The 16,925-nt window shown below is 32.2% G+C and carries 17 protein-coding genes and 1 tRNA gene; 3 read left to right on the forward strand and 15 right to left on the reverse strand.

What is annotated here, in order from left to right:
* Positions 1-55 precede the first annotated feature (55 nt).
* From AC4PRO_RS03145 to AC4PRO_RS03195, 11 genes are all read right to left on the reverse strand, one after another.
* Complete coding sequence (locus tag AC4PRO_RS03145) at positions 56-1,033, reverse strand: DUF3871 family protein (RefSeq protein ID WP_492116283.1); 978 nt, start codon at positions 1,031-1,033, stop codon at positions 56-58.
* On the reverse strand, positions 1,014-1,907 hold the full coding sequence (locus AC4PRO_RS03150; protein ID WP_492116284.1) for an AAA family ATPase: 894 nt from the start codon (positions 1,905-1,907) through the stop codon (positions 1,014-1,016). The genes AC4PRO_RS03145 and AC4PRO_RS03150 overlap by 20 nt, the downstream gene beginning before the upstream one ends.
* A gap of 95 nt (positions 1,908-2,002) precedes the next feature.
* The gene (locus AC4PRO_RS03155; RefSeq protein ID WP_492116285.1) at positions 2,003-2,347 is read right to left on the reverse strand and encodes a hypothetical protein; all 345 of its coding nucleotides are present in this window, start codon (positions 2,345-2,347) and stop codon (positions 2,003-2,005) included.
* 783 nt (positions 2,348-3,130) lie between these two features.
* On the reverse strand, positions 3,131-5,128 hold the full coding sequence (locus AC4PRO_RS03160) for an ATP-dependent DNA helicase (protein ID WP_492116286.1): 1,998 nt from the start codon (positions 5,126-5,128) through the stop codon (positions 3,131-3,133).
* Between the two features lie 48 nt (positions 5,129-5,176).
* Entirely contained in the window at positions 5,177-5,494 is a 318-nt protein-coding gene (locus tag AC4PRO_RS03165) for a hypothetical protein (protein WP_492116287.1), read from the reverse strand.
* A 153-nt stretch (positions 5,495-5,647) separates the two neighbouring features.
* Positions 5,648-6,133 (reverse strand): hypothetical protein, encoded by a 486-nt coding sequence (locus AC4PRO_RS03170; RefSeq protein ID WP_492116288.1) that lies wholly within the window; start codon positions 6,131-6,133, stop codon positions 5,648-5,650.
* Positions 6,134-6,178: 45 nt separating this feature from the next.
* A complete protein-coding gene (locus AC4PRO_RS03175) occupies positions 6,179-6,739 on the reverse strand; it encodes a J domain-containing protein (RefSeq protein ID WP_492116289.1) in 561 nt (186 codons plus the stop codon).
* Positions 6,740-6,967, reverse strand: a complete 228-nt coding sequence (locus tag AC4PRO_RS03180) for a hypothetical protein (protein WP_492116290.1) — start codon at positions 6,965-6,967, stop codon at positions 6,740-6,742. It lies immediately after the preceding gene.
* Between the two features lie 72 nt (positions 6,968-7,039).
* A complete protein-coding gene (locus AC4PRO_RS03185) occupies positions 7,040-7,432 on the reverse strand; it encodes a hypothetical protein (RefSeq protein WP_492116291.1) in 393 nt (130 codons plus the stop codon).
* A 93-nt stretch (positions 7,433-7,525) separates the two neighbouring features.
* On the reverse strand, positions 7,526-7,915 hold the full coding sequence (locus AC4PRO_RS03190) for a hypothetical protein (RefSeq protein WP_492116292.1): 390 nt from the start codon (positions 7,913-7,915) through the stop codon (positions 7,526-7,528).
* A gap of 124 nt (positions 7,916-8,039) precedes the next feature.
* Positions 8,040-8,753, reverse strand: a complete 714-nt coding sequence (locus AC4PRO_RS03195) for a hypothetical protein (protein ID WP_492116293.1) — start codon at positions 8,751-8,753, stop codon at positions 8,040-8,042.
* A gap of 111 nt (positions 8,754-8,864) precedes the next feature.
* On the opposite strand from AC4PRO_RS03195, the gene AC4PRO_RS03200 reads away from it, so the two are divergent.
* On the forward strand, positions 8,865-9,110 hold the full coding sequence (locus AC4PRO_RS03200) for a helix-turn-helix domain-containing protein (protein ID WP_492116294.1): 246 nt from the start codon (positions 8,865-8,867) through the stop codon (positions 9,108-9,110).
* Positions 9,111-9,450: 340 nt separating this feature from the next.
* On the forward strand, positions 9,451-10,065 hold the full coding sequence (locus tag AC4PRO_RS03205) for a hypothetical protein (protein ID WP_492116295.1): 615 nt from the start codon (positions 9,451-9,453) through the stop codon (positions 10,063-10,065).
* Here the strand turns inward: AC4PRO_RS03205 and AC4PRO_RS03210 are convergent.
* The 3 genes from AC4PRO_RS03210 to rseP form a co-directional block, all read right to left on the reverse strand.
* Positions 10,040-11,266: a phage integrase SAM-like domain-containing protein gene (locus AC4PRO_RS03210; RefSeq protein ID WP_492116296.1), complete on the reverse strand. Its 1,227-nt coding sequence runs from the start codon at positions 11,264-11,266 to the stop codon at positions 10,040-10,042. The two genes, AC4PRO_RS03205 and AC4PRO_RS03210, sit on opposite strands and share 26 nt — an antisense overlap.
* A gap of 227 nt (positions 11,267-11,493) precedes the next feature.
* Positions 11,494-11,567 (reverse strand) — tRNA-Asn (locus AC4PRO_RS03215).
* A 103-nt stretch (positions 11,568-11,670) separates the two neighbouring features.
* On the reverse strand, positions 11,671-13,014 hold the full coding sequence (gene rseP, locus AC4PRO_RS03220) for an RIP metalloprotease RseP (protein ID WP_074720452.1): 1,344 nt from the start codon (positions 13,012-13,014) through the stop codon (positions 11,671-11,673).
* A 202-nt stretch (positions 13,015-13,216) separates the two neighbouring features.
* Between rseP and AC4PRO_RS03225 the strand changes: the two genes are divergently transcribed.
* Positions 13,217-14,287, forward strand: coding sequence for an NADH:flavin oxidoreductase/NADH oxidase (locus AC4PRO_RS03225; protein WP_492116297.1), 1,071 nt, complete (start codon positions 13,217-13,219; stop codon positions 14,285-14,287).
* A gap of 69 nt (positions 14,288-14,356) precedes the next feature.
* Here AC4PRO_RS03225 and AC4PRO_RS03230 read toward each other — a convergent pair whose 3' ends face one another.
* Positions 14,357-16,291: a M1 family metallopeptidase gene (locus AC4PRO_RS03230; RefSeq protein WP_492116298.1), complete on the reverse strand. Its 1,935-nt coding sequence runs from the start codon at positions 16,289-16,291 to the stop codon at positions 14,357-14,359.
* Between the last annotated feature and the right edge of the window lie 634 nt (positions 16,292-16,925).

Raw genomic sequence — 16,925 nt, forward strand, 5'->3', positions numbered from 1 at the left:
ATTTTTTGAAAAGGACAAACTGTTAATAAATCATAGTGTAAAAGCTATGATAATACTAATGAAGGAACCAGTTGCTCTGATCATTTTTAATGAAATTTGCGAGGTAATTCATAAACTCGTATGCATTGACATTCTTTTCAAAATTGGTATCAATGTAAGCGCTCTTAGCAGCTTCTGTAAACAAGTTGTATAGTCTCCAGAAGTCAATAGCTCCATTTTCAAATCTTGCAAAGTTGGGGTCACTATGATAATCCTTTACAATCGTGTTAATTTGATTGTCGTTAATGTTTAGATGAAAGAGGTTTCGTTTGGTCTCTTTATCTAAGAAGGAGTATATTTTCATTTTTCCAATCAAGTGAGCAAATTGAGTTTCATTAATAGAAAAGCGACTCATCTCGTTCATCTCATGCAAATGTTTTTTTTTATCATAGCTATTTATCAGTTCATAGATTTTAGATTTTAATTCTGAAACTGACGATACACGAAGGTCATGTTTAAGTCCATCTGTTGAAATACAAAGGTTAGTACACACCTTATTTTGAAACCCTATAAAGACCTTAAATTTCTCTATGGATTTTTTGCTGAAAAGATTTTCCTGATTGTAGGATCGTACACCACCTATGGATAAACACAGTTTGTTGCCATTAATCATTTCGCTAATTTCAGGTATTTCAATAACAAATGCCATACGTTCGTAATACAATGTTTTTTCGTGCTCTAGGAGTTCTTTTGCGGGCTTCCCAACAGCTGATGGAATTCTGCCTTTAATTTGATGACTTACTCTTATTTGAGTATCTAAAACACCTTTATAATCTAAAATTTCTTCTACAACCTCTTTGGCACTTTGAATAAATTCATAATGACTAATTGTTGATTCGTTATCTTTTGCAAAGACTGGAATGATACAATCTGATTTAAGATGATCTATATCTACTGCTATTGTATTAGCCTCAATAAAATTGGAGCGTACAGCAGTAATTACCTCTGTTTCGTCAATAACTTGATTTTCTGTATTATTTAAAACTAGATTCATTTTCTTGGTTTTTTAATGGTTGTACGATTTCATTTTCTGGAATAAGTTGAGAAGCATCTCCATCAATAATGGCTTTTCTATCTATAATAAGTGGATGTATTTGACTTTTCAGAGTTGGATATTTAGCATAAATTTCTTTTAACTCTTCAGGTGTATTACTTGATACAATTTCATTTTTAACCGCTTCAATAGAGATACCTTGGTTGCACCATTCAATTAGTTTTTTACCTGTTGATGAATTAATAATGAATTCAGGTTTGCCAGAGAAAAGTTCTGTTCGATCCTTTGATGCTTGTACTAAATGTTTGTCATTAAGAAACTCAAAATTCACCGTTAATTCATATTCAAACCCTTCTCTCGTAATGGATTTAGTTCCAAGTTTCATCACTTTAGTTTTTCCATTGCTGTCTTTGTCAAGGCTATAATCTACTTTACTTCTTGAAGTGGTAATTAAATGGCATTTCGAGAGAATGATTGCATCTATGAAAGAGTTGTGTCTTGGTGTGACTTTAGCCCAATCTTGAAAACGTCCTCCTAACTGTTCGTGAATCTCCAAACAACCGCCTTTTCCTTGCCACTCATGACTGATAGAATCAATAATAATTAATTCTATGTTGGAATCTTCACAGAGCTTAATAGCTTCTAAATATCGTTCGGGAGAGAATGGTTCGTCTAATGATAAAACATTAAAATCACCTAGGTGTGAATATAAACTTGCACTCTTATTTTCTGTATCAATCAAGGCAATTTTATTCCAATCATTTGTTATTCCATAAGCCATTAATAAGGCTGAATAAGTTTTGCCAAATCCACTAGGACCAGATAATCCAATTCTTAATTTTACTTGATGTCTTGCTGCTTTTTGTAATTGCATAATTTTAATTTTTAAAATTTTAATTAAGTTATTAGACAAAAAAAAGGAACCTCATTGCTGAAGTTCCTTATGTATATTGTCTATTTTGAGTTGTTTTAGTACACCTCTTCTTGTTTGATGACGTTATCAGTAATGATAGCATCTTCATCGGATAAGTACTTATATCGATGAGTTAATTCAATAATTTCTCCTGTGTTACGATCAGTATAATCGTAAGGTTCAACTTCTACTTTTCTGATTTGTCCAGGAAGTTGTGTGCCAATTAAGGACTTACACGTAATTTCGTTGAATGTACAGGCAAGATTTGTTGTTCTAGCAGTAAGATAGGTTCTGCCGGTTTCCTTGCTTTTAATAGCTTCAACTCCACCTTGAACAACGAGTGAATAAAATTCTTCTCCATTTTCTTTTTGGAACGCTTTGTAATCTGTAATTGTAACCATAGTTTTAATAATTTAAAAGATTAAACAAATGAATTAAATCAGAAATAATATGATTGGTTTTTTTTAAGAACCATATCACCTCTGCCCGGGTATCTCCCAAAATTTGAAAAGAGTCCGGGGATGACTTGGTTTAGTTCACGTATTCGACCAAAAAAAAATTAAAAATATTTTTTTGAAAGCAGTTACGGATAGGGTTAAAATGGAAATTCTGAATTGCAATCAGATTGAGTAGGAATGGATTGAATATAGTTTGTTGCTACTTCTTCAAAAATTTTAAAAATGCCACAATGGTATATATCTATAACCTCCAATTCATTTTCTTTAAATATAATATTTACGACGTCTTTTGATTTATTGCCCACAAAAGCAATATCACTGCAACCCTCTTCTTTACAACAGCTACAATTACCTTGGTATGGTTTAAAATAGGTGTCTCCATTTGCTCTAAATGCTGAAAAAGTAGCTACTTCAAGGGTTTTAATAAAATTCTCTTTGTCCCATTCACTATATAAGTATTTATCACTTAATAGCTATTCTAGTTCTTCCATGTCCATATTTGATATGGCTTCTGCTATTTTTTGCTTGGTTGAACTACTCATTGAGGTTATTTTATAGTATTGTTTTTTATGATTAAAGGATTAGTTTTATATCGTTTTGCTACTTTGCATCCGTTGTGAGTTTCAGAACTACGCATTTTCTGCTATGATAGGATTTCTTGCGAAAGAAAAACGTCTGGCTTGCACAAATTTTGCAATAGCGCAAAACGCCTGTGTGTGGCTAGGATTATTTCTGACCAATTAGTTTATGAAACCATTTCAGTTTTTTCAACCTTTCATTTTCAGTTTTCAAATCTTCTATTACTTTAACTTGAAGACTACTTAAATTCTTTAGTTTAGATATATCCTGCTCCAATTTTTTCAAAGTAAAATCTTTTTTCTCTATTGTTTTTATGGATTCGGTATTGCTGCGTTTTAGTTTTTCGAAAGCACTTTCAGTACTTTGTAAATTTTTTTTAGAAAATTGTAAATCTTTGCTTAGTGAATCGTTTTTATTTGTGAGATTTTCAGTTTCTGCAACCAATAGTTTAAGAGCTTTATTTTGTTCTTCTGTTTTGCTTTGAAGTTTATAGTTTTGTACTTCAAGTTCCGATAATGAAGATTTTAAATCATAATTTTCTATATCTTTTTTCTCAAGTTCTTTTTTCGTTTCGTTTTGTTTTTGCTTGAATGAAGCAAATTTAGTTGCGACAAAAACAAAATACTTTTTGAAAGTTTCTGTTTCAATGTCATTTCTAAATTTAATTGCCTTTACAAAGTTTTGATATGCTTCCGTAAAGTTATTTTCCATCACGTTTACACGAACTTTTTTATAGTAGAAATCAGCTTTTCCTGAGTTTAATTCTTGTACAATTAATGTATTAGGCGTTTCATTCTTTGCAAATTCCAAAACTTTTGGGTCAGTTTTTATGGCATTATTACCAATTTGGGTTTTTAAAACTAACCCATTAAATGTTGTGCAACGACTCAATGCAACATATACTTGCCCTGATGCAAATGCAGCACCTAGATCAGCAATGACTTTTTCGAAAGTTAATCCTTGACTTTTGTGTACAGTAATAGCCCAAGCAAGTTTTAAAGGAAATTGAGAAAACGTTCCAATCGTTTCTTCTTCTATTTTCTTTTCCTTTACATTCCAAGTATATTTTATATTGTTCCATTCTTGTCTTTCAACTGTCAAGATTTTAATTTCGCCTCTATTTTCATATTCAACGATAATTTGATCTTTGTCAATTTTCTTGATTTTAGCTATTTTTCCGTTATAATAACCTTTTGATATGTTGTTTTTAATGAACATTATTTGCGCACCTTCTTTTAGTTGAAGAACTCTATTAGTTGGCATCATGTTGTCTGGAAAAACTCCTGTTATTGTTGCTTCAAATTGGTTTAATGCGGTTGGTAATTCTAAAAGTTTTGAATTATTTGTTGTGTTTACAATATTGTTATGAGTAGCAAGCGTTATATAGTTTGAGTTTTCATCTGGTTTGAATGTAGGATTGAATTTTGAGTTTAATAAATTTATTTCATTTGTAGAAACTTGATTGATTCTAACTCTATTTAGTAAGTCAATAAATTCTTGTTCATTCTGTCTGTAGATTTTTTTTAACTCAATATAAACAAGTTTATATTGTTTGATAACTATTGAACTAAAGAAAAAAGGACTGTCATAAAAAGGACTTAAAATTTCCCATTGTTCAAAATCAGCGATTGGTGGTAATTGAAAAGTGTCGCCAATTAAAACAACTTGAACACCTCCAAATGGCTCGTTTAAATTTTTTCTAAAAATTCTTAAAAGCCTATCTATGACGTCTAGTAAATCACATCTAACCATTGAAATTTCATCAATTATTAGTAACTCTAAACCTCTAATTATATCAACTTTTTCTTTTGGATATGAGAAAAAATCATAAATAGTACTTCTGTCAATATCGCCTAAATTTGGTCTAGTTCTTAATCGGTTATCATTGGGAACAAAAGGACCAAATGGGATTTTAAAAAATGAATTGATAGTTTGACCGCCAGCATTTACAGAAGCAACACCTGTGTAAGCAAGGACAACTGAATTTTTTGTTATCGTTTCTCGCAAGTATTTTAAAAAAGTTGTTTTTCCAGTTCCAGCTTTTCCAGTTAGGTAAATAAGTGGATGACCATATTTCACAAGTTCAGAAGCCAAAAAGAATTCTTTGTTTGTTTCATCTAATTGAATATCGTCTATTGTCGTCATTTATCTATTTACAGGATTCTTGCCACTAAAGTAGTTCTATTTTTATGTCTAACAGAACATATAACTTCTAAAGTCTAAGTTGAAGTTCTTACATTTAGGACAGAAGTTATTTACTTGATTTAATCTTAAGTCAAAGTTTTCAAAGATGTATTTTCCTTCATTGTCTCCTTTAAGTTGTTCATCTGTATAAAAAATGTAATCTGGATTATCTTTTTCTAACTTGTGATTTACACTTTTTAATTCCTTAGTGTTTTTGTCATAAGCTGGTACGGGATTAAAGGTTTGAAAATTGAATTTCCCTCCTCCATATCTAAAACTTGTCTCGTAATTGCAAATTTTACAGTTTGCTTTTAAAACTTCTCCCATAGTATTGATTGTTTTCTGATTGTACCTCTATTAAAATGAAATTTGACTTGAATGGACTGGAAATTACTTAACTGGCTCTTATTAAGGTATTTTAGGAAAGGAATTTGTTGATTTAGCCTTGTATACTTGTTTAATTTTTAATTTTTTTGGAAATTATTTCTTTAAACAGTTGAACTCTTTGATAAGTAAGTCTTTATTTTGAGTGACTGTCATTCCTATTAATTCATTATTTATTTTAAATGAAATAGTTTTAAGAGTATAATTTTTTAATTCTTGTAAATCTTTATTAGTCAAGTAATAGATGGTTGTTGAAACTTTATTTCCATTCATTTCAATCACTTCACTTACGCTTGGTTTTAGCGAGATTCCGTTGTTATTTGTTGTCTGGATTATCAGATTTCCAGTTGTCTTTGCTACCCGAGATGTCTTGTGAAGCACAAAAACCCCAACTGTGTATTGTTTTGTATTTATATTATAATACAGTGACAAGCCCGACTCATGCTTTTTCCCAATCGCTATAGGTTTTGGAGTAAAATATTTTATGGTTACACCGTCAGGACGATTTGTTGTTTTAATATCACATTGACTTTGTGCTCGTGATGCGATTAGTAATACAAATAGAATAATGATTTTTTTCATTTTGTGTAATTTTTGTGATTAGTTGTTAAATCTTTATTTTAATATTTAATTGCAATCTCTACCTGTTAAATCTTTTTGTGCGATATAAATTAAAACGGCACCAAAACCGATGCTAAACATCATACCAAAAAATCCAATTGCTGGCTCATCATTGATTTTTGTAAATGTTACTATTCCAAGAAGTATCATAAATATTCCAAAAATTAGCATTAAAATTAATGCTAAAGTTGAAGTTGCTTTCTTTAATATAAAAATTGAAGAATTTAAAAAATCTTCAAAAGTCATTCGTGAAAAATATTGAGCCCGCTTCTCTGCGTTTTCTTTTACCTTGTCATAAACTTCACTGGTTGGGTATTTTGTTTTGTTAGAATTTGGTAAAGAACTGTATTTATAATTACGTCTTTGTTTATCAAAAATTGCTTTTGTATTATGATCTTTTAAAATTTCATACGCTTCAAAGACCTCTCTGAATTTAGTACTAGCATTAATATCTTTATTTTTATCAGGGTGATATTTCTTTGCTAACTTTCTAAACGCTTTTTTAACTTCTTCTAAAGTGGCATTTTCAGCAATATTTAATACTTCATAATAGTCTATGAATTCCATTTATCTCTTGTTATTGATTTCATCATTTTCTTTTTTCTCTAGAGAAGTTTGTTTATCAACAGTCGTTTTAGTTGCGCTATAAAATAGATATGCAGGGATTAGTAGGGAGATTAATATAATGACTATGTACATAACTGAATTTCTCGGATCTTCGTTACTAAGATCAATTCCGCTTTTGATGAAAGCGTAGGTAAGTATTAATGCAATTATTATTTTTAGTGTTTTCATTGGTGGGCTTTGTTTAAATGATACGAACTTACTAACCATTTTTTGGATTTGTAATTTTTTGTAGCATAAGGATTAACTACGAGATTTAGATATATCTTTTAATTTATAATACATATCACCTTTTTCTAAAACATTATTAACAATGTCTAATGTTTCTGTATCAATAGTTAATGCTAAAGTTCTGATTTTAGCGGATATTGTGGTGTACGCTTTAAAAAGTGAAATGTTTGAAGAACTTATTGACGCTACCTTAATTGGACCTTCAAAAGCCCAATTATATTCATCCATTCTATTGTAAATTTCATGCCTTATGACTATTGAAAGTCCTATAACGTCTTCAGTAAATTTACTTTTATTGTAGCTGTATTCAACTTTATAATTTAGTAGATCTAATTCAGTGTTTAATTTGTCCATCGCATGGCCGAGCATTACATACTCTTTTATTTTTTTAATTGACTTAAACATATTTTTTTTAAGATTTTATAAGCTAAATACTAGCATTGTTATTTTTATATTCAAAGTACATTAAGTCAAAAAAAATTTTATTTATAGTTTTTTTTACCACAATTTTCCTTTTATGTAGTGTAAATAATCTGACGCAATTTTCTCTTGCATTTCATTACTAATATGGCGTAAATTTGGATAGTCTTTAGGATATGTAATTTCTCCACCCATTTGTTTTTTTCTATATTTTATTTCAAGGTTACCAGTACTATAAAAAAATTGAACTATTTGATTGTCATCTTCACGATAGAGGTTAAATGACCTTTTATCTAAAATTGTAATTTTAGCTTGACCATCAAAAATGTTACTGTTCAAAATGTTATGAATTATTTCAAATTTCTCAGAAATAGTACGAGTATTTAGTTCCTCCATATCGCTATTTAGCGAGAGTAGAAATTTTCCTAAAATGATTACAACTAGTGTAATGATAATTGTCCAAATCATAATTTATTTTTAGAAATGTTATTATATTTTAATCTCCACTGCCAATTCATATGTAGTTAGAGTAACTATTCTTTCTGAATCAGTATGAGTTTCCATTTTTGGTTTGTCAAATATTAGATAATATTTAATAAAAATATTGAGAGAACTCGGTTGAAGAATATTTTTTATCAGTTGGATAACCATTTTCATTGTACTTATATGTATAGTAAAATGTTGGAATTCCGGCGCCATCTTCCGTCATATTGTTTTTAGAGAATGTATCATGATCAGGATCCAATATTAAATTAAATCCTAAAATATTATTAAACGGGTTTTTCATTGTGTCATAAGCAAATTTATATGTAATACTAGTTGAGTTTATGCTACTAGAATAAACTTGATTTTTAACTATATTACCATTTTCAATTGTGTACATCCCTGTTTCGCTTGCACTTCCATTTCTAGTGCTTATGTATGAAACGCTGCCGTTTGAATTATGTGTATATGTAAAAGAGCGGGTACCTGAATGATTAGTTTTTTCAATTTTGTTACTAATTTTTCCATCGGTATAAGTATATTCTATTGAACGTTGAAATTTATCATTTACTCTCTCTTCAATTTTTGAAATCACATTTCCTATATAGGTATAAGTTGAAACAAAACCTTGATTGTCGCTTTCCCTTACTATTTTATTTCCGTCATATTTATAATTAAGAGTGACAACATCATTTGGACTGTAGGTATGTATTATTTTTTTTACCAGAATCGATGATGCTGATTTTGAAGAGGTATTTTCATCTTTAGAGCAAGACGATAGTATTAATAAAATAACACTAAACAAATAAAGATTTTTTTTCATTTTTAAAGGGTTTTAAATATTAGTAAGATTTTTACAAATCTAATTTATTTTTCGACTTATAAGTCGAGCGTTAAAAAGTTTTTTGGTTTTTCACTTTGTTTCCTTTGCTCTATGCAGAAGCATTTAGAACAAATAGAAGCTGAATTAGTAAATAGGATTTATAGAGAATTCCTTGTGAAATTTGACGGGAATAAATCTAAATTTTCTAAAGCTGCATTGTGTTCAGAGGCTACTGTAAGAAGGGTTTTTAGAAATGAACAAAGGATGACGGTTGATTTATTACTACGTTTTTGTGTTGCTTTAGGAATTGATGTAAATCATATTTTTAGAAATATAAGTGTTTTTGTTACCGAGTAAAGTGATTTTAATATAAAAATCCTTCGAGATTTCTGCCTTTGGGGTGATTCATTTACTCCTTTTTGAGTTTTAAATGTTTCCATTTCTGAATTATTTGTTTTTGATGAAGGCTAACCTTTTTAATACAAGTCAAACTTAATTCATTGAATTCAATTTACGTTACGGTTTTCCGTAAACAGTAGGTTTTTTTTGTCTCTCCTATAAAAACCAGTTTTTTGTCAGTATTTTTTTTTGAATTGATTCATTTGTTTTTAGATGGATTTTTTTAGCATTAATTTTATATGTTTGTATTTCTTCTGCAATAATAAAACTAACAATTGCAGTCTATCTGCAATATATCATGCCAATTAATTTAAATGCTTTAATTAGATATAAGACTATTGATGAATGTCTATCCAATCCAAATTTGGATTGTACAATTGATATTCTGATAGCAAAATGTCATAACAAACTAGTTGAAAGTCAAGGTGTAGAAAAAGGAGTTTCTGAAAGAACCATCAGAAATGACATAAGAGTACTAAGAAGTGATATTCTGGGTTTTGGAGCTCCTATTGTTGTAGAAAATGGTATTTACACCTATAGCAATCCAGATTACACCATTTTTGGAAGACCTATTGTAGAAATGGATTTATTAAAGGATATCCAAGACCTATTAGTTGAAAATTTTGATAGCATTGATAGTCCAAAATTGAGAATTGCATTAATGGGTTTAGCAAAAATTACAAGCCAGAAGTTGCCTAATAACTTTGCTCCAGAAGATTATGGCATATTCTCCACCAAATTAAAAATGGATGAAAATGATATTTTTGGAAAAAATTTAGACTCATTTATTTATAAGTCTAATCAACCATCCAAAACAAGAAAATATTATTTTTTTAAAGTTAAAGAAGTCCCGCAAGAACTCCTTATTTGGAAGTTTATTTTTGAGGTTATAAATCCTGTAAATCTTTCTTAAATAATTTAATATTTAGCCTTATCATTTCTTCACTAACTTTCTTCTGCACTACCTTCCCATAACTTTCCTGTGTAATAACCATGTTAGAATGACCCAATAGTTCTGATACGATTTCCATTGGAACATCATTGTACAGTAATACAGTAGAGGCAAATGTTTTCCTAGCGATGTGGTGAGTCAATCTTTTCTCAATTCCAATTATAGCTGAAATTTCCTTGAGATAAGAGTTAAATTTTTGATTGCTTATTGATGGGAATATACGATTTTTATCAGTTGAGTATTTCTCAATGATTTCTTGTGCTTTTGGCAGAATTGGAATTGAGATTTGACGCTGTGTTTTCTCTCTCTTCATCTGAATCCAGTTCATGTCATCAAACCCTATCTGAATATTCTGCTTCTCAAGATTTGCCATTTCATTATAGGCTAGTCCTGTGTAACAACAGAAAATAAATAAGTCTTGAATGGTGCTTAATCTCTTTTGATGTAATACTGTTTCTTCAAGGGTTTTGAGTTCTTCTGTAGTAAGGAAGATAACGGTTTTACGGACTGTTTTAGACTTGTGGAGTACAAATGGGTCTCGATCTAAATATCCTTCTGAGATGGCTTGCTTTATGGGCGTTCTTAGTCTTTGAGTGGTTTTGTTGATGGTAATTTGTGCCTGCTTTTTTTCTGTTCTTAAATAGTATTCAAAATCATCTAAAAATTGCAAATTCAATTCTTCTAATGGATAATCTGTTTTTTTAAATTTGAATTTCAAAAATGCTTCAAGATGATTTCCAACATATACAAATTTGTTATAGGTACTCTCTTTAAGTTCTAGTCCTACTAGTTTTTTTATTTTAGATAAATACTGTTTGTAATAGGATAGGATGTTTTCTTTCTTTTTTAATTCTTTACCAATATATTTATTGTAGATGTCATCTAAAGAATAGTCTTCAGATTGAAGTTGGAGAACTAATGCAATTTTGTTTATTTTATTTTGGATTTGCTCTATTTGAGCATTCATTAATTTTGAATTATTATCCAGTTCACTAACTTTTTGAAGTTTGTTTTTCCAATAGAGTGGATTTACAAAAAGTCCTGTAGAAAATTGCTTGCGTTCTTTGTTGAAAGTGATTCTGCAATTTAATGGGCATAATCCTTTTTGATTGATTTTTGTCGGACTGATTACAAAGAGAATTGTGATTTTTTCTTGGTGCATGTTTCAATTATTTAGGGTTAAACAATTGGCATGACAATTTGGTTTATAAAATGGGAACCTCCAGATTTTTCTTGGGAACCTCTATGGGAACCTTTTTTCTTCAAAAAAGCTGTCGAAGTTGACGAACCGTCAGAATGCATTTTTTTAGTAAAAACAGCATTAAGTTTAGATTTTGCTAGATTTAGTCCACAAAAAAACCCGATACTTTCGTATCAGGTTTTGTTTTGCTCCCTCTCTTGGGCTCGAACCAAGGACCCTCTGATTAACAGTCAGATGCTCTAACCAACTGAGCTAAGAAGGAAACTGAGCGATAAAATGTAACGTGTGTTACAGTTGTAAAGCGGTGCAAAGATAGGCTATCATTTGATTTGTGCAAACAAAAATTAAACTTTTTTTAATTTTTTTTACTTCCCTACAATTGCTTTGTAAATATCGTTTCCGTTAGCAAATAACAACAGCGTTATAAGTAATACAAAACCAACCATTTGTGCGTTTTCAAGGAACTTGTCACTTGGTTTTTTACCGCTAACAATTTCATATAATAAAAACATTACATGACCTCCATCGAGTGCCGGAATAGGCAATAAGTTCATTACACCTAGCATAATTGATAACAAAGCAGTAATAGTCCAGAACGTTTCCCAGCTCCAAGTGCTTGGAAAAATATCAAAAATAGCTTTAAAACCACCCACTTGTTTGTAGGCTCCTGTGCTTGGACTGAAAATCATTTTTAATTGTTTTCCATATCCTACCACTTGGTTTTTTCCCTTTATGATTCCTACAGGAATCGATTCTAAGAAACCGAATTCTTGTTTACTTACTTTGTAGTAGCCTAATTTTTCCATGGAAGCAATACTTAATCCGGCAAGGTTAACTCCTAACATTCCGTCGTTGTTTACCGTAACTTGTATTTGTTCTTCTTTTTGATCGCGCAATACCGTTGCAGGAATTGTTTTTCCTTTGTTGTTTTCTAATATGGTTTTTGCCTGATCCATGTATTTTGCAGCTTGACCATTAAGGGTAACTACAACATCTTTGGCTTGTAATTCTTTATTGGTAGATTCGTCATTAATCGAACCAATGACAAACGGCCTTCTGATGTCCAGTAAGGTTCCTTTTTCAAATTTTGACAATTGATCAATAAAATCAATAGGCATTTTTATGGTTTGTTGGATTCCGTTTCTTTCGATAAGAATTTCTTTTCCTAAAACAACTTTCATGTTGATATCATTGTCGAACTTCATGATTTTTGTACCGTCAACCGAAATGATTTTATCACCCGTTTTGAAACCGGCGTTGATCATGGCTTGATTTTCAATCAACAGACCGTCTTTCATATCTGCATTGGCAATATAAGTATCGCCATAAGCAAAGGCCATCCCAATATAGATGATGAAGGCCAAAATGAAGTTAACAGTTACTCCACCTAGCATGATAATCAAACGTTGGTAAGCTGGCTTAGAACGAAATTCCCAAGGTTGTGGTGGCAATGCCATTTGTTCCTTGTCCATACTCTCGTCAATCATCCCCGAGATTTTCACATATCCACCTAGCGGTAACCAACCAATACCGTATTCAGTTTCTCCAATTTTCTTTTTTATAAGGGAGTATTTAACGTCAAAAAACAAATAGAATTTTTCGACTCTGGTTTTAAACAATTTAGCAGGAATGAAATGTCCTAATTCGTGTAGTATTATTAATAATGACAAACTCATTAAAAATTGCGAAAGCTTGATAAATATATCCATTTTTTATTTTAGGTTCTTAATTGAATTGTACAAAAGTAGGGTTTTCTATTTTATTTTGAAAGCCTTATAATTAGGCTAGAATACAATTGCTCAGTCAACAATTATGCCATATGATTTTTTACTTTGGCGGATGTCATGTAACTTTACAATATCATAAATTAAGTGATTAAATTATTAACTTTCATTTTATAAAATCAACCTTATGTCACCACTATTATATACTCCTTTAGAAATAAAAAGCCTTACGCTTAAAAATAGAATTGCTATTTCGCCGATGTGTCAATATTCTGCCGTTGATGGCTTTGCCAATGATTGGCATTTGGTGCATTTGGGTAGTCGTGCTTCTGGCGGTGCAGGTTTAATCATTCAGGAAGCTACCGCTGTTTCTCCAGAAGGAAGAATTTCTCCCGAAGATATGGGGATTTGGAAAGACGAACACATCGAGAAATTAGCAGCGATCAATCGTTTTATTATCAACCAGAATGCAGTTCCGGGAGTTCAACTGGCGCATGCCGGAAGGAAAGCAAGTAGTTCTTCTCCTTGGAATGGTCATAAAAAACTCGATGCTGCACAAGGCGGATGGGAGACCGTGGCGCCAAGTGCAATTCGGTATTCAGATACAGACACGCTGCCTGTCGCTTTAGACAACGCGGGTATCCAAAAGGTACTTGCAGATTTTAAGGCAGCCACGGTAAGATCTGTGAAAGCCGGTTTTCAAGTCATGGAAATTCATGCTGCTCATGGCTACTTATTGCATTCGTTTCTTTCGCCTTTATCGAATGAGCGAACGGATGAATATGGTGGAAGCTTCGACAACCGCATCCGATTGACTCTCGAAGTTGTGGATGCCGTACAATCAGAATGGCCAAAAGACCTGCCGTTATTCGTAAGGATTTCAGCAAGTGACTGGGCTGAGGGTGGATGGGATATCGCAGAATCTGTTTTGCTTTCGAAAGTGCTAAAAGAAAAAGGAGTCGACTTGATCGACGTCTCTTCGGGAGCCTTAGTACCGTATCAAAAAATTCCGGTAGAACAAGGCTACCAAGTCCCTTTTGCCGAAAGGATAAAAGAAGAAAGCGGTATCATGACTGGAGCAGTGGGATTAATTACTGATGCCACTCAAGCGGAAGAAATTTTAGTGATGGGAAAAGCCGACTTAATTTTGTTTGGTCGCGAATCATTGAGAAACCCGAACTTGGGATTGACTTTTGCCTCAGAATTAGGTGTGGAGGTGCAATGGCCAAAACAGTACGAACGGGCGAAGCTAAAATAATCCTCTTTTGGAGTGCGTTTTACTCCAAAAGGCATTATTTTAGAAAAGCAATAAACGCATTACCTGCGACTATTTTTTGATGAATTTCTTATAGTAAGTTCCCTCAGAGGTTTCAATTTGGGCAAAGTGAACGCCGCTTGATAGGCTGGAAACGGTAAAATCAAGGGCTTTGCTTCCCAGTACTTTCTGTCCTAAATCATTTAAAATTGTAATTTTTAGAACGGTTATATCGGAAGGCATTTGGATGTGCAGTTCGTTTGAAACAGGATTTGGATAGATTTCGATCGCCTTCGCCAATTCAAAAGTGTCAGTCCCGAGTGTTGAGGTATTGTTTTTGGAAATGATGTTTTTGTTTGGGTCAAACAGCACGCCAGTTACTGAAAATGGGACAGATACGATAAATTCCTGTCCATTGGTGGTGTTATCTAAAAGCGCGTCAAACGTTTGTCCATTTGAACCCATAAGTTGTACAGGAACTAGCATCTCAAAATAGCTGACCGAAGGGTCAGACTGTGTTTGATTGATTGTAATTTTTGCCTGTCCAGCACCCCAATTTTGAGCCATGACGGTGTAGGTAGGATAGCCCTGATTGTAAACCCAATCATTAAAGAATTCGGTAAAACTTAGGCCAGAGACTGCTTCGAGATGGGCTTGGAACTGAGGTGTTATTGCATATCCATATGCCAATGCAGGGTCATTCAAATAATTTTTTAAGGCTTGGAAGAAATTGGTGTCACCCATTTTTAAACGAATCATATTGGTAACCATAGCGCCTTTATTGTAGGTCAATCGGCTGCTGAAAATACGGTTTACATCAGTAGACTGAGCGTCAGTTAAATATAAGTTCCCGTTCGCTTGTGAAGTCACACTGTTGATTTTTGAGGATTTCCAAGAGGTGAAACTGGGATTGCCGTCAAATTTTTCTACTACCATTCCAGACATATACTCGGTAATCCCTTCATTAAGCCAGATGTCTTTCCAAGTACCACAAGTGATTTTATCACCAAACCATTGGTGTGCCATTTCGTGCGCAATTAAGCTTCTTCCAAAACCTACCATGAAAGAAACCGTTGTATGTTCCATTCCTCCACCCCAACCAAATTGGGCATGGCCGTATTTTTCATTTCTAAAAGGGTATGGTCCTACCAAAGTTTCGTACAGATTCAGTATCTGCGGTGTTTCTGCTAATTGCGTTTGTAATGTAGTATTATAATTTTCGGGATAAATATAATTTATAATGGGGTAGTACGGACTAGCTGCAGTGTTTAATCCTGCTTGCTGGTTATAGACCGTATAATCGGTTACTGCCATGCAAATAAGATAAGCTGGAATAGGGTAGCCATGGTGAAAGTGGGTCGTTTTATTGGCGCCATTAATTACCGGAGAGGCAGGTTCAATACCATTTGAAACACTTATGTATTGAGAAGGGGCGGTGATATAAACGTCAATACTGTTTACCTTGTCATTCAAATCTTGCTTGCAGGGCCACCAGTCTCTTGCGCCAAAAGGTTCCGAAAGAGTGTAAAGCGTCTTGCTACCATTGCCGCGGGTCTGTATTGTAAAGGCATTAAATCCATTTACGGGTGGTGCTCCTGAGTACATTATTTCAAGTGTATTTGATGTTCCTGTAGTTTGTGTGCTTGGTAGTGTAATTATTAATTCGTTATTTGTATTACGGATAGAGCTAAGAGAAACACCATTTTTTTTTACGGAGCTTACTAGTAATTCATTGGCTAAATCGAAGGTTATTGTATTTATATTTGCCAAAGCAGTATACGTTGTTGTTACTTTTCCGGTTATAAAATAGACCGCTGGATCTACGGTAAATTCTAATTTATGATAGGTGATATCGTAATTTAAAGTGTTTGGGTTTACAGCCAAGTTCATCAAAGCAGAGGCCGATTTCATTTCAGCATGAGCGATGTTTTTGGTTTCCATTTCTGAACTTTGAGCCAAAATTCCAGAGACATAAGACAATAAAAGCAGAACGTAGAAGTTTTTCATAGTATAAGTATAGTATTACGAAATTAATGAATTTTTGCTCAATAAAAACAATGAGATTAATTATTCTTGGACTTTGATTTACGATTTGTGTTGTCGTTAGTTATTGTTTTAATTTTACTTGCTTTAATAATTTTTCAGTAATTTTAAAACTTGTAATAAGTTGAAAAGGTCGATTGATGCTAAGATAGATTTCTCAATACTACAGTTTTCAAAGTATTTTTATTTCCCGTGACTATTATAAGCGGGCAAATGTTCCATTTAGTGACGGTACTTTTGGAGGAAGTTAAAATCTTGGACTATACAATCAGTAGGATTCACCTTTATCGAATGAGCGAACGGATGACTATCGCAGAAGTTTTGCCAACCGCATCTGCTTGATTTTTTTTACAGCAGAATTGGGAGTGGATGTTCAATTGTCAAAACAGTACAAACGAGCTAAAAGAAAATAAATGGATAAATTCATCACTTTGTTTTTTTTGAACCATTAAAGAATTTATGAAAACTGAGAATAATGTTTCTATGTGTTTAAGAAAACGAAATTGATTCAAACTTGACTTTATAAAGTATCAATAGATTTAAAAAAAAACTTAGATGACTTATATGTTTAAAAAATCTATATCTCAATAAAATAATA

Source organism: Flavobacterium sp. DW-iso2, from assembly GCF_058725285.1.

Excerpts from the sequence above, each read along its gene's own strand:
- AC4PRO_RS03145 (WP_492116283.1), bottom strand. The coding sequence starts at position 1,033 with ATGAATCTAGTTTTAAATAATACAGAAAATCAAGTTATTGACGAAACA.
- AC4PRO_RS03150 (WP_492116284.1), bottom strand. The coding sequence starts at position 1,907 with ATGCAATTACAAAAAGCAGCAAGACATCAAGTAAAATTAAGAATTGGA.
- AC4PRO_RS03155 (WP_492116285.1), bottom strand. The coding sequence starts at position 2,347 with ATGGTTACAATTACAGATTACAAAGCGTTCCAAAAAGAAAATGGAGAA.
- AC4PRO_RS03160 (WP_492116286.1), bottom strand. The coding sequence starts at position 5,128 with ATGACGACAATAGACGATATTCAATTAGATGAAACAAACAAAGAATTC.
- AC4PRO_RS03165 (WP_492116287.1), bottom strand. The coding sequence starts at position 5,494 with ATGGGAGAAGTTTTAAAAGCAAACTGTAAAATTTGCAATTACGAGACA.
- AC4PRO_RS03170 (WP_492116288.1), bottom strand. The coding sequence starts at position 6,133 with ATGAAAAAAATCATTATTCTATTTGTATTACTAATCGCATCACGAGCA.
- AC4PRO_RS03175 (WP_492116289.1), bottom strand. The coding sequence starts at position 6,739 with ATGGAATTCATAGACTATTATGAAGTATTAAATATTGCTGAAAATGCC.
- AC4PRO_RS03180 (WP_492116290.1), bottom strand. The coding sequence starts at position 6,967 with ATGAAAACACTAAAAATAATAATTGCATTAATACTTACCTACGCTTTC.
- AC4PRO_RS03185 (WP_492116291.1), bottom strand. The coding sequence starts at position 7,432 with ATGTTTAAGTCAATTAAAAAAATAAAAGAGTATGTAATGCTCGGCCAT.
- AC4PRO_RS03190 (WP_492116292.1), bottom strand. The coding sequence starts at position 7,915 with ATGATTTGGACAATTATCATTACACTAGTTGTAATCATTTTAGGAAAA.
- AC4PRO_RS03195 (WP_492116293.1), bottom strand. The coding sequence starts at position 8,753 with ATGAAAAAAAATCTTTATTTGTTTAGTGTTATTTTATTAATACTATCG.
- AC4PRO_RS03200 (WP_492116294.1), top strand. The coding sequence starts at position 8,865 with ATGCAGAAGCATTTAGAACAAATAGAAGCTGAATTAGTAAATAGGATT.
- AC4PRO_RS03205 (WP_492116295.1), top strand. The coding sequence starts at position 9,451 with ATGCCAATTAATTTAAATGCTTTAATTAGATATAAGACTATTGATGAA.
- AC4PRO_RS03210 (WP_492116296.1), bottom strand. The coding sequence starts at position 11,266 with ATGCACCAAGAAAAAATCACAATTCTCTTTGTAATCAGTCCGACAAAA.
- rseP (WP_074720452.1), bottom strand. The coding sequence starts at position 13,014 with ATGGATATATTTATCAAGCTTTCGCAATTTTTAATGAGTTTGTCATTA.
- AC4PRO_RS03225 (WP_492116297.1), top strand. The coding sequence starts at position 13,217 with ATGTCACCACTATTATATACTCCTTTAGAAATAAAAAGCCTTACGCTT.
- AC4PRO_RS03230 (WP_492116298.1), bottom strand. The coding sequence starts at position 16,291 with ATGAAAAACTTCTACGTTCTGCTTTTATTGTCTTATGTCTCTGGAATT.